This is a genomic window from Alteromonas sp. G4i35, from assembly GCF_054960375.1.
In genome coordinates, this window is sequence record NZ_JBHNZD010000024.1 from 14065 (window position 1) to 26409 (window position 12345).

The window sequence follows — 12345 nt, forward strand, 5'->3', positions numbered from 1 at the left end:
TGTTACCAAGCCCTTGCCACTGAGATTTAGCTAGTTGCAAGGGCTTTCATTACGCAAATTCTAGTGTATTGGCAAATAAAATGCGTTTTATGAAGCAGGATATAAGGCAGATAGCGTGTTATTGTTCCCTTCACTTTTTTGCTTCCATTCGCTGCGGGCAAGCTTAGCTTCATGTGAAAGTTTATCTAAAGCTTTCATGACCTGTTTAGATTGGGTGTTAGCGTCAGCTTTACTGGCTGAAAAGCGCAGTGCATAGAGCTCATTAACACTAGCGTTGATTCTTTCAAACTGCGAAAGTTGCGCTTTACCCGAAGTTAACGCGTTTATCCACTGCTTAAGAGCAGGCGTAAGTAAACGTGTGTCCTTTGCCTTTATTACTGACATTAGGTTTTGAAACTGTGCTTTTTCATCCCACTGAGCATAAGAGTGGAGGCGCTGTGCAGAACCGGTTTTGTTAGTGATCCCAGGTCCCATAAACTGAGCCTGTTTAAGCTTTCTGTAGGTAACTAACCATCCTGTAAGCGCAATGATGAACAGCAAAAGTAATACACAAGTTACCATCCAATTAAGCTGGGTACTTTCGTCAGTACTGACGTCACCTGAAGCGCTGTCTAATGGTTTATTCTCATTGCTAGCACTAGCGTTAGGCTGTTTTGCAGTTGACGGTATATCATTTTGAATATCTTCATTGCTTGCACTACTGATTGAAGGAGTGTCTAAGCTATTCGGAGTATTGGCATTATTTGCGCCAGACGCTGGCGCTACCGTAATTGAACGGGCGGGAATAGTGGCATACTCTGTTTGCTGAGTAAGCGTATTAAACCAAGGAATAGTAATTTCAGGTAAGACAAAGTTACCAGGCTGCGTTGGAATGATCGCCAGCGACGTTTGGCGCTGTGAAATTAAGCTCTGGTCTTTTTCGACTGTCGTAGTATTAGATTGATCAGGGTACAGCTTAAAGTTTGGCGGATAAAACTCAGGAATATCAGGAAGCTGCTCTTCTACTACGCCCAATGCGGTTAGCGTAACAATACGGGTGACTGGTTCACCTGCTACAAAACTATCACCTTGTGGCCATTCTTCATCCACTCGCACCATTTCAGAAGGCAACCAAGGGTAATCTATCCCCTGAGGAATGGGCTTAATGTTCACCGTAATGTCGGGCCCAACCCGATTAATTTGCTGGGTGCGGTTGAAGAAGCCAAAACGTTGGTTAGTATTGGCAGCCATAACTTCGCCAGTGAAAATAGGGCCTCTTAGCGTAAATTCACCGGATGCTTGAGGCACAACAGCAAATTGACGCTCTATAATCTGATACCGTCTTCCATTTACTATATCTGTATACTGTTTATCTTCTCCTAGCTGGGTGATTTCCGCATTTTGCATTTCTGGCGCTTGTAGACTGCCGCGCTCAATATTGCTAGAAAGAAACAGCTTAACCGTGTAAAGCAGCTGTTGATTTAAATAGGCCTCTTTTACGTCGATGTCAGTGGTAACAAAATAGTCTCGGGCGACATTACTTTGTTCTTGAACCGGAATAACTTTGATCTGAATAGGTTGGGTAGATTTTCCCTCAATGGTTAATGAAGGAATGGTGAACGTGCCTTCCTTACGAGGAAATAACGTAGTGGTCCAAACGGTGGTGCGCTTGGTGTCGAAATTGACAATTGAGGTTTGGCTACTTACTGATGTTCTTCCGACCACAAAGTCTTTAAGCAGGGGAGAGCTGTCGAATGCATCTCTTTCCGCGCTGCCGTCTGCGGTAACCGTTAAGCGAATGGCTTCATCCAACATGACAGGGTTTCTATCAATGGTGGCTTCCAGCGAATTTACATCGGCATAAGCCGCCGTACTTAAGAGTAGGGTTAATAAAAAAACTATAAGTGTAGATTGTAATAAGGCTCTCATCTACCAATCACTCCGGTTTGAAGGCATACGTTGACGCTGACGTTTTTGTGCTTCTAATTGCATTTTTCGTTTTAGTAGGTATGCAGGGTCGTCTGGCACGCGGCGCATTAAACTCTCCATTCGCTGCAGCTCTTCTTTTTCTGCGTCGGTAAGCTCGGCCTCTTGACCTTGCATTGCCTGTGCTTCCTGCTCTGCTTGTTGTTCGTCTTTTTGTGCTTGCGCGCTGTCACCTTGATCAGACTCTTCTTGTTCTGCATTTTGCTGCTGAGAGTCTGATGACTCGTTCCGACTGTTCATCTCGGAATCATCAGGCTGTTGTGAGTTATCTCCGCCACTTTGCTGTTCATCGTTAGCTTGGCTTTGATCAGACTGTTGACCCTCATTATCGTCTTGCTGACCATTCTGCTCGTTTGAACCTTCCTGATTGTTCTGGTCCCCTGATTGCTGTTTGCTATTAGGGCTATCAGAGTTATCTTGGCCATTATCCTGCGAGTCACTCTGTTCACCATCATCGCCATTATCGTTCTGGTTTTGCTCCTGATTCTGCTGTTGCTGCTGTTTCAGCAAATCCTCGACAATCTTTTTGTTGGTTCTTGCATCGTCGAAATCGGGGGCTTCGCTTAACGCCTGATCATATTTCTTAATAGCGTCTTCAAGCTTACCGAGTTTTGCCAGTGCATTGCCTTGATTGTAAAGACTCTCGGGACCAGGAATGCTTTTGAAGGCATTTAATGCACCTTCGTAGTCACCTGATTTATAAAGTGATGATGCTTTCCAGGTGTCGTCATTAAACTGATTAACGGCGTCTTTGTACTTGCCTCTTTGATAGCTGTTTAATGCTTCTTGGTTGTCATTCATAAATGGCGTTTGCCACCATGAGAGTGAATCAGGTTTGTTTGCCATCTCTAGAGTATCTTCTGGTGCGCCTATGCCTTGTGACGTGCTTATGCCTTGTGACGTGCCAGCAATTTCTGAGGCTTGGGCACGTTGCAGAGCATGGGCGTTTTTAATCATAGAGGGGCTAAGTAAACCCACCAACACGATGAAAACTAACCCGCGTTTGAATGCGAAGGCGGCAAACGGTAGAAGTATAAGCAGCAAGTAAGGGCCAACTTCTTTCCACTGGTCTCCTTGTAAATTACTTTCTTCTTCGTTCTCTTCGCTGTCGCTTTTATCTAGCAGAGATACCGAGGCGAGGGCATCAATGTCGGTGTCGTTTGATGTAAAGGATTCAAAGCGTCCGCCGCTCGTTCTAACCACGCCTTTCACTGCGCCTTCGTTTAACTTGGGTATAACGATGCTGCCGGTGAAGTCTTTTAATAGCTCGCCGCTTTGCTGGCGGATAGGCGCGCCTTCAGATGTCCCAACGGTAAGTGCATTTACTGTAAAAGGAATAGAAGCCACATACTCCTGAAGCTCTTGTTGTTGTTCTAACTCTATTCCGTCAGTAATCCAGTAGATCATGCCTGAGTTATATCCGGCATTCGTGAGAAGCTCTGACGCACTCTCTATACCTAGGAGAGGGTCGCTGCCCGGCACGGGCATAATTTCCGGTGACAGGCTAGGGATTAGGGTTGTGATATTTCCTGCGTCTTCGGTTAAGGGGCTAATGACAAACGCATCGCCAGCGTAAGCAACCAAGCCCATTTCTCCTTCACCAATAGCGTTGACTAGGTCTATCGCTTTATATTTAGCGCGAGTTAGCCTGTCTGGCGTCATATCGGTAGCGCGCATTGAAAGCGACATATCTATGACTATAACGTGTCCCATTTTCAACTGGTAAACCGGCTGCGGCAGGCGCTCCCACGTTGGGCCAGCGAGTGCTATCACACTTATAATCCACACAAAAGCAAGCATCCACATTGGAGGTTTTGCGCCCATTTCGTTTTTTCCAATCACCATGTATTGATATAGGTGAGAAGGGATCACAGATTGCCAGCCAGATTGCTTAGCCGTGGTTTTTCTAATTAAAAGCACAAGCAGCATCAGGGGAACGAGCGCGATAAACCATTCGGGGCGTAAAAAATGAAATTGGTTTAAGAAGTCGAATTCCATTACTTCGTCTCCCTATTTATTTGAGCTGCTTGTATTGAATCAGCTGAGTTCGGGGGTTGCTGGGACGAGTTAATTCGTCTTTGTGCGAACCAACGAAATGTTGATAAAAGAACCGTCAAGAATGCCCATAGTGCTGACAGTAATATTGCCGCACCAAGGGGATAGTAAAACAGTGCGCTCAATGGACGCATCTTACGCGTTTCACCTTCAATAGGCTCAAGCGCGTCAAGTTGTTGATAAATAGCTTGAAGTTCCTGGGCATTTCGAGCCCTAAAATATTGGCCGCCAGTGCTAGTCGCAATGTCGGTTAACATGCCTTCATCAAGTTCTTGCGACGGGTTTATTTGTCGGCTGCCGAAAAAGCTCTGGATCAGCATTTTATCTGCGCCCACACCAATAGTGTAAACCTTCACACCCTTACTAATCGCCAACTCTTTCGCCTGCTCAGGTGTAATATTCCCTGCAGTATTTTGCCCATCGGTAAGAAGAATTAATACGTTATTAGACTCTTCCCGTTCGTCAAAGCGCTTCACCGCTAAACCTATCGCATCGCCAATAGCCGTCTGTTCGCCAACCAACCCAATGACAGCTTCACTCAGAAGTGTAGAAACGGTATCTCTGTCATAGGTAAGCGGCGCTTGAACGTACGCGGTATCGGCAAATAAGATAAGGCCAATTCTGTCGCCAACGCGACGCTGAATAAAGTCATAAACCACCGACTTAGTCATGGTTAAACGGTTAACTTGTCGGCCATTTAGCTGCATATCATCTATCTTCATACTGCCCGATAAGTCTACTGCTAACATCATTTCTCGACCTTCGTTTGGTATGCTAACAGGCTCTCCTAACCATTGAGGGCGCGCGGCAGCCGTTACTAGCAGCAGCCATATTAAGCTACTTACCACTAGCGGTATTCTGGTTTGTTTCAACTGGGTTTGCTCTGACACATCGCCAGGTCGCAAACTAGGAACCCGCAATGCAGCCATGGGCATGTCTTGTGCTTTTTTAGAAAGCAGGCGTACGATAATAGGCAAGGGGAGTACGAAAAAGACCCACCACCAAGCAAAATTAAGCATGATGCGGCTCCTTGGTTTGCTTATCATGAGCGCTACCATCGTTTAGACCGCCATCATTCACATCGCCGTAAGCCCCCTTGTTTTTTGGCAGTTTGGCTTTTAAAAGCCAGTTTTTTACTGCCCCTTTGCAGGTTTCAAAATCACTAGGGTTGGGGGTGGCTTGATAAACATTATTTACTAGCAAACCTAAATCACTTTCAAGTTTACTATCACTACTTTTCAATGCAGAGGTTAAGAACGCTTGCCACTGTTTACCGTATAACCCGGCTACTTGCTGAGTTGGGTAATAGCTCATAGCCGTGCGTTTTAGAATTGAGTTTAACGCCACGGGCCAATTGCTTTGTTGTGCTGAAATCGATTCAAGTAAGGCTAAAGCTTGCTTGCGCGCCTTGTTGTGACGTATGTGAGCAGTGATAGTTTTATATAGGCAAAATAGGGCAAGTAAAAACACTGCGATAGCGACCCACCAACCCCAATCTAATGGCCAAATGTTGACCTCTGTAGGTACGTGTATATCGCGCAGTTGAGCTAGTGGGTCTTGCTGCTGAGGGGGCACTGGCATTTGATTTGCCGGCGGCATCGATTGAGCAGCTGATTTTGTGTAACTAGATAGAAAGTTTGATAAAAAATGGGTTGAAAAAATACTGCTTTGCATTAATTAAGCTCCAACCTTTGTTCTTGTTGCATACTTTGAAGCTGTTCGTCTAAAGGAAGGCCCGCTGAAACACTGAATCGAGCGATATTGTTTTTGCGCAAGGCGCTATAAATTGCGCTGTTGTGTTCACTGCGCCATTTTTGATATTGCTGTTGCTCGGTATTGTCGCCTAACACCCAGCGTTGTTGGTTTCGGCCATCAGAAACGCTGACGGTTTGTAATGAACTGGTTTGTGGTAAGGCGTGTTCTATTGGATCGTTAATTACGATAGCCCTTACTTCACAGTGTCGTGTTAAGTGACTTAAGTGTTGAATAGCTTGGGTACTTAAATGCTGAAAGTCTGATACCAGATAAACCAAGCTCCCAGGTCTTGCTAAACGTCTTGCCCTAGCGCACGCATCGGCAAAAGCTTGTTCGTCTTTGTCTTTGTCCGGCTCAGATTGCGCGCTCTGTTCGTGCAATGCCATAAGTTCATGACACACGTGCAACACGGCTTTTTTGCGTGTTAGTGGTTTAATTTCTTTGTGCTGTTGCTGATTAAATACTAGCGCGCCAACTTTATCGCCGCGAGCGGCAGCTGACCAGCTAATTAATGAAGATACATGAGCGGCTTGCACCGCTTTAGTAAGCAGTTGCGTGCCAAATGCCATTGACGGTAGGTAGTCACAGAATAGAAAAACCGGGCGCTCTCGCTCTTCCCGATACACTTTAGTGTGAGTTTTACCCGTGCGCGCAGTAACGCGCCAATCAATAGCGCGAATATCATCACCAGGCTGATAATGACGGGCCTCATCAAACTCCATGCCTCGGCCTTTGTGCTTGGTGAGATAACTCCCTGCAAGTTTAGCTTGTGGCATACGTTTAGGCGCTAAGCTAAAAAGCTTAGCCAACTGTTGATAGCGAAGTAGCTCCGCGGTAGACAGTGACACCCCGTTACTTTGCAGCTTGTCTAGCTGCGCTTGTACATTCACCATAACTTAAGGAACTGCGACAGTTGCAACAATCTTATCAAGTACGTCGTTAATCGTTACGCCTTCAGCCTCGGCTTGATATGACAGAATAATGCGGTGGCGAAGCACGTTGTGAACCACAGCTTGAATATCATCAGGACCAACAAAGTCTCTGCCGCTAAGCCATGCGTGAGCGCGTGCACAGCGATCTAAGCTTATGGTTGCTCGGGGGCTTGTTCCCATCGCTATCCACTGGCCTAATTCCGCGTCAAAATTTGCAGGCTGACGTGTGGCCATAATCAATTGAACTAAATACTGTTCTAACTCAGGCGCCATATACAAAGACAACGCTTCTTTACGCGACGTAAAAATATCGTCTTGAGTTAGCGTTGGTGGCGTAACAGGCGGTTCTGAGAGGGCTTCACCTCGCGTTAAACGCAATATCTCTAATTCTGTCTCGGCGCCAGGATAATCGATGTCCACGTGCATTAAGAATCGGTCTAGCTGTGCTTCAGGTAGTGGATAAGTTCCTTCCTGTTCTAGCGGGTTTTGCGTTGCCATTACTAAAAATAGCGGAGGAAGAGGGTAGGTTTTACTGCCTACCGTAATTTGACGTTCCGCCATGGCCTCAAGCAGGGCCGACTGCACTTTTGCGGGGGCACGGTTGATTTCGTCGGCTAGCACTAAGTTATGAAAAAGCGGCCCTTTTTGAAAAACAAACTCGCCAGTCTCGGGGCGGTATATGTCTGTCCCAGTTAAGTCGGCAGGCAAAAGATCAGGGGTAAATTGTACGCGATGAAAGTCGCCGTCAATACCGTTAGCAAGTGCATTGATTGCGCGTGTTTTTGCAAGCCCTGGAGGGCCTTCTACCAGAAGGTGGCCGTCGGCCAAAAGAGCGATAAGAAGGCTTTTGGTTAACGCATGCTGACCAATAATCTGCTGGTCTAAATAAGCGTGTAACTGTTGAAATTGCGCTGCTGCCATAATGCAAAATTTCCGTTTGAGTTCTCGTTATCAGGAAGTGTCATCGGAACGATAGATTTATAAATCTCTTATAAAGTGATCGCTTAGCTAAAAAGTAAATTACATATTAATTAGATAGCTTTAGCCCGTCACAATGACACAAAACAGACTTTCATTTCCATATAAGGTTCATTCTATCTTTCTTCAAGTCGTCAAACAGTAATAAAAATGCGATATGTGGTGGAGGGCGAAACTTGCTTTCTTTAATCTCAAGCGAATTTAGCTAGCAAGTTTATTGACTAACTGCACGAACGGCGCAAATTTTAGTTTCATTTATATTGTCCTTAATCCTGCATTATTTGCTATTTTGTTCATTGTTTGTAAAAATCGGGTTTATTACAGGTCAGACCACTTCATTAGTAGTGAGCTAAAGGTGAAGCTGGTCATAAATTTAGGTGCATTATGGCAACAAAACAATCAGTTACTACCCGAGAGGGTGATCGCATCGCCATTGTCGCGGGGTTGCGTACTCCGTTTGCGAAAATGGCTACATATTTCCACGGTGTTCCGGCTGTTGATCTAGGTAAAATGGTCGTAAACGAACTTCTCGTTCGCCATGGTGTTCAAAAAGAATGGGTTGACCAGGTTGTCTACGGTCAAGTAGTACAAATGCCTGAAGCGCCAAACATTGCGCGCGAAATCGTGCTTGGCACGGGCATGAATATTCATACCGACGCGTACAGCGTATCTCGTGCATGTGCGACGAGCTTCCAGTCAACGGTAAACATCGCAGAAAGCATGATGGCTGGTACGGTACAGGTAGGCATTGCTGGTGGTGCTGATTCAACGTCGGTATCACCTATTGGGGTTTCTAAGAATCTTGCGCGTGCGCTGGTTGATTTACAGAAAACTAAGACCCTTGGTCAAAAGCTAAACATCTTCAAGCGTTTAAGCTTAAAAGACCTAGCGCCTGTTCCTCCTGCGGTAGCAGAGTACTCAACAGGTCTGTCGATGGGACAAACGGCTGAGCAAATGGCGAAAACGCATCAAATTTCTCGTGAAGAACAAGACAAGCTCGCACATCGCTCGCACAGCCTAGCCGCTGAAAGCTGGGAAGCAGGCAAGCTGTCTAGCGAAGTGATGACCGCTTACGCAGAACCGTATAAAGGTGCGCTTGAGCGCGATAACAACGTACGTTTCGATTCCAAGCTTGAAGGCTATGCGAAACTGCGCCCAGTTTTCGATAAAAAGTATGGCTCGGTAACCGCTGCAAACGCTACACCGCTTACCGATGGCGCTTCTGCAGTGCTTATGATGACAGAAAGCCGAGCGAAAAAACTAGGTTATACGCCGCTGGGTTACATTAAGAGCTACGCGTTTTCGGCAATCGACGTTTGGGAAGACATGCTAATGGGGCCGTCGTACGCGACACCTATTGCGCTAGACCGCGCAGGCATGACGCTAAATGACTTAACGCTAATTGAAATGCACGAAGCGTTCGCAGCCCAAACCCTAGCGAACGTTAAAATGTTCGCAAGTGACAAGTTCGCTAAAGAGAAACTAGGCCGCGACAAAGCGACGGGCGAAATTGACATGGACAAGTTCAACGTAATGGGTAGTTCAATTGCCTACGGTCACCCGTTTGCCGCAACCGGCACACGTATGATCACGCAAATGCTTAACGAACTAAATCGCCGTGGCGGTGGTACAGGTCTTCTTACTGCATGTGCTGCGGGTGGTCTTGGTGCCGCAATGATTGTGGAGACAGAATAATATGAGTCAGGAACAAGAAATGACAAATGAAGTTCAGCCAACATCAGGCGCATTTACGTTAACTAAGCAAGATAATGGCGTTGCTATTCTTAGCATGGACGTACCTGGCGAGAGCATGAATACGCTTAAAGCTGAGTTTGGCGATGAGATATCTGCCATGCTTGATGATATTGAACGCGACAGCAGCATCAAAGGTGTGGTGTTAACAAGCGGCAAGCCAAGCTCATTCGTAGCAGGTGCCGATATCACCATGCTAGCAGCGTGTAAAACTGCGGAAGATGCCACAACGATTGCCGCTGGCGGCCAAGCCATTTTCGATAGAATTGAGAACATGAAGGCTACCTTTGTTGCGGCTATTCACGGCCCAGCGTTAGGCGGTGGTTTAGAACTAGCATTAGCGTGTCACTACCGTGTATGTACCGATTCACCTAGCACTCAGGTAGGTCTACCGGAAGTGCAGCTAGGCTTGTTGCCAGGCAGTGGTGGTACTCAGCGCCTTCCTCGCCTAATTGGCATTCAGCAAGCGATGAAAATGATGCTTACTGGGTCTCCAGCACGCGCTAAGCAAGCTAAAAAGTACGGTATTGTAGATGATGTGGTACCTCACAGTGTTTTGCTAAAGGTAGCTGAACAGTTTGCGCTTAAACGCAAACCAGAAAGAGAAGCGCCGCAAAAGAGTGTGATGGACAAAGTGTTAGAGAAAACCGGCCCGGGCCGTAACATGATGTTCAAAAAAGCGCGCGAAGCGACATTTGCCAAAACCAAAGGTAATTATCCAGCGCCAGGTTACATTATTGATGTAATTGAAACAGGCATGAACGAAGGGATGAAAGCGGGGCTTAAAGCCGAAGCTGAAGCCTTTGGTAAGCTTGTTATGACGCCGGAATCTTTCCAGTTACGTCAGATTTTCTTCGCTACGACAGAAATGAAGAAAGAAAACGGCGTTGAAGGTGTTAAACCTGAAAAAATGAAGAAAGTCGGTGTGCTTGGCGGTGGTTTAATGGGTGGTGGTATCGCCTATGTAACGTCGACCAAAGCCGGTGTACCTGTCCGTATTAAAGACGTGCGTGCTGAAGGCATAGCCAATGCAATGAAATATAGCTATGACATCTTAAACAAAAAGGTGAAGAAGCGTTTCATGCGCAATAGTGAAATGCAGAAACAGTTGGCGCTTCTTACCGGTACGCTAGATTATAGTGGCTACCAAGATGCTGATATCGTGGTTGAGGCGGTTTTTGAAGATTTAGATCTTAAGCAAAAAATGGTGGCGGATATTGAAGAGAACTGCAAAGAAAGCACGATCTTCGCGTCTAATACGTCGTCTATTCCAATTACACAAATTGCAGCTAAAGCAGCACGACCTGAAAACGTGATTGGTCTACATTACTTCTCGCCAGTAGACAAAATGCCGTTGGCCGAAGTTATTGCTCACGATAAAACGTCTGACCAAGTCATTTCATCGACGGTAGAGTTTGCTAAAAAGCAAGGCAAAACGCCGGTAGTTGTTAAAGACGGTGCGGGTTTCTACGTAAACCGTATTTTAGCGCCGTACATGAATGAAGCGGCAAACCTCATTCTTGACGGTGAGCCTATTGAGCACATCGATAAGTCATTGGTTAAGTTTGGCTTCCCTGTAGGCCCTGTGAAACTACTTGATGAAGTGGGCATTGATGTTGGTACTAAGATTATCCCATTCCTTGTAGAGGCGTTCGGCGAGCGCTTCACTGCGCCAAGTGCTTTCGATAAAGTACTTGCAGACGGCAGAAAGGGTAAGAAAAACCAAAAAGGGTTTTATTCTTATGAAGGCAAAAAACCAGGTAAAGAAGTGGACGAGTCAATCTACGAACTACTGGGTCTTTCACCTTCTGCTAAGTTAAGCGAAAAAGAAGTAGCGGAACGCTGCGTATTAATGATGCTTAACGAGGCGGCACGCTGTTTGGATGAGGGCGTTATCCGCAGTGCCCGTGACGGCGATATCGGTGCTATCTTTGGTATTGGTTTCCCTCCATTCTTAGGTGGCCCATTCCGCTATATGGATACACTGGGAATTAAACACGTTGTTGCTCGTTTAAACCATTATGCTACTGCTGTAGGTGATAAATTTGCACCTGCTGAAGTGTTAGTAAAAATGGCAGAAAACGATCAAAAGTTTTACAGCTAAGTTTATAAAATGTTAAAAGCCGGGCATTGCCCGGTTTTTTTATGTCTAATGGGTATTTTTGCTGGTTTATTGTTCTATTTTGGGTAGAATTCCTGCGGTTAAAAAATGAACGTGTCAAATTGTTGGCGTCAATTATCAGTAAGTTAAATTGAATAATTGATGGGGACAAGTAACCCCACGTAACTAGGTCAAACAGGCGGAGGCAGTGTGATTTCACTCGTAGTATTAAGCGTTATCTTTTCTCTATATTTTTATGTAGAAGCGTTTAAATGGGGGATGAGCGCGAAAAAGTGGGCGATAGCGGGTTTTGTGTTAGGTCCAACCTTACTGCCCATGTTCTCAATCTCTCGCCATATACATTGGCGCAACGCAGTAGGGTTTAACAACCTTTATATTTCTGCGTAGTCTTTCCTAGCGGTCTGCTGAAATAAGTAAGTGGGGCGTAAAATACAGGTATAAAAAAAGAGAGCGTTGCTCTCTTTTTTTGGAAATTCTAAGGTATCTCTTAAAGACCAATACCGTAACCGCCACCACCCGTCTTAGGGCGAACTGTTTGTGGTTGAGTTACTGTCTCTTTTTGCGACTCAGGAGCTTGTTTAGCGCCTTCTTGCTTGTCGGCAGCAACTGGGGTAGCGGTAGAAAGTACTAGTGCAACTGCGTACTCTTTTAACATGTTAATTTCCTCTGATTATTTTGAACGAACAAACAAAACCGATTTTTTATATTTGTCATCGGTATCTAATACTTAGCTAAATGTGTGCCAAAAATAATATTTTTTAAAATATCCAATATAATCAGGTGGTT

The 12345-nt window shown here is 45.6% G+C and carries 10 protein-coding genes; 3 read left to right on the forward strand and 7 right to left on the reverse strand.

Features of this window, described 5'->3' with window-relative positions; all coding sequences use genetic code 11:
* Positions 1–87: 87 nt before the first annotated feature.
* Genes ACFI6L_RS15485 through ACFI6L_RS15510 form a run of 6 tightly spaced genes read right to left on the reverse strand, consistent with a single transcriptional unit; the run spans position 88 to position 7628 of the window.
* The gene (locus ACFI6L_RS15485; RefSeq protein ID WP_156086112.1) at positions 88–1908 is read right to left on the reverse strand and encodes a BatD family protein; all 1821 of its coding nucleotides are present in this window, start codon (positions 1906–1908) and stop codon (positions 88–90) included.
* Complete coding sequence (locus tag ACFI6L_RS15490; RefSeq protein ID WP_371342437.1) at positions 1909–3963, reverse strand: vWA domain-containing protein; 2055 nt, start codon at positions 3961–3963, stop codon at positions 1909–1911.
* On the reverse strand, positions 3963–5039 hold the full coding sequence (locus ACFI6L_RS15495) for a vWA domain-containing protein (protein ID WP_371342438.1): 1077 nt from the start codon (positions 5037–5039) through the stop codon (positions 3963–3965). The genes ACFI6L_RS15490 and ACFI6L_RS15495 overlap by 1 nt, the downstream gene beginning before the upstream one ends.
* Entirely contained in the window at positions 5032–5694 is a 663-nt protein-coding gene (locus ACFI6L_RS15500; RefSeq protein WP_462574379.1) for a DUF4381 domain-containing protein, read from the reverse strand. The genes ACFI6L_RS15495 and ACFI6L_RS15500 overlap by 8 nt, the downstream gene beginning before the upstream one ends.
* Complete coding sequence (locus ACFI6L_RS15505; RefSeq protein ID WP_462574380.1) at positions 5694–6668, reverse strand: DUF58 domain-containing protein; 975 nt, start codon at positions 6666–6668, stop codon at positions 5694–5696. Before ACFI6L_RS15505 ends, ACFI6L_RS15500 begins: the two co-directional genes overlap by 1 nt.
* Positions 6669–6671: 3 nt before the next feature.
* On the reverse strand, positions 6672–7628 hold the full coding sequence (locus ACFI6L_RS15510) for an AAA family ATPase (protein ID WP_014948808.1): 957 nt from the start codon (positions 7626–7628) through the stop codon (positions 6672–6674).
* A 441-nt stretch (positions 7629–8069) separates the two neighbouring features.
* On the opposite strand from ACFI6L_RS15510, the gene fadI reads away from it, so the two are divergent.
* From fadI to ACFI6L_RS15525, 3 genes are all read left to right on the forward strand, one after another.
* Positions 8070–9380, forward strand: a complete 1311-nt coding sequence (gene fadI / locus ACFI6L_RS15515) for an acetyl-CoA C-acyltransferase FadI (protein WP_462574382.1) — start codon at positions 8070–8072, stop codon at positions 9378–9380.
* A gap of 19 nt (positions 9381–9399) precedes the next feature.
* On the forward strand, positions 9400–11541 hold the full coding sequence (gene fadJ, locus ACFI6L_RS15520; protein ID WP_342324458.1) for a fatty acid oxidation complex subunit alpha FadJ: 2142 nt from the start codon (positions 9400–9402) through the stop codon (positions 11539–11541).
* A 207-nt stretch (positions 11542–11748) separates the two neighbouring features.
* Entirely contained in the window at positions 11749–11946 is a 198-nt protein-coding gene (locus ACFI6L_RS15525) for a hypothetical protein (protein WP_462574383.1), read from the forward strand.
* A gap of 100 nt (positions 11947–12046) precedes the next feature.
* On the opposite strand, the gene ACFI6L_RS15530 is transcribed toward ACFI6L_RS15525, so the two are convergent.
* A complete protein-coding gene (locus ACFI6L_RS15530; RefSeq protein ID WP_168532690.1) occupies positions 12047–12214 on the reverse strand; it encodes a hypothetical protein in 168 nt (55 codons plus the stop codon).
* Between the last annotated feature and the right edge of the window lie 131 nt (positions 12215–12345).

Bases quoted from the DNA above. Each gene is read 5' to 3' on its own strand.
- ACFI6L_RS15485 (WP_156086112.1), bottom strand. From the start codon at position 1,908: ATGAGAGCCTTATTACAATCTACACTTATAGTTTTTTTATTAACCCTA.
- ACFI6L_RS15490 (WP_371342437.1), bottom strand. From the start codon at position 3,963: ATGGAATTCGACTTCTTAAACCAATTTCATTTTTTACGCCCCGAATGG.
- ACFI6L_RS15495 (WP_371342438.1), bottom strand. From the start codon at position 5,039: ATGCTTAATTTTGCTTGGTGGTGGGTCTTTTTCGTACTCCCCTTGCCT.
- ACFI6L_RS15500 (WP_462574379.1), bottom strand. From the start codon at position 5,694: ATGCAAAGCAGTATTTTTTCAACCCATTTTTTATCAAACTTTCTATCT.
- ACFI6L_RS15505 (WP_462574380.1), bottom strand. From the start codon at position 6,668: ATGGTGAATGTACAAGCGCAGCTAGACAAGCTGCAAAGTAACGGGGTG.
- ACFI6L_RS15510 (WP_014948808.1), bottom strand. From the start codon at position 7,628: ATGGCAGCAGCGCAATTTCAACAGTTACACGCTTATTTAGACCAGCAG.
- fadI (WP_462574382.1), top strand. From the start codon at position 8,070: ATGGCAACAAAACAATCAGTTACTACCCGAGAGGGTGATCGCATCGCC.
- fadJ (WP_342324458.1), top strand. From the start codon at position 9,400: ATGACAAATGAAGTTCAGCCAACATCAGGCGCATTTACGTTAACTAAG.
- ACFI6L_RS15530 (WP_168532690.1), bottom strand. From the start codon at position 12,214: ATGTTAAAAGAGTACGCAGTTGCACTAGTACTTTCTACCGCTACCCCA.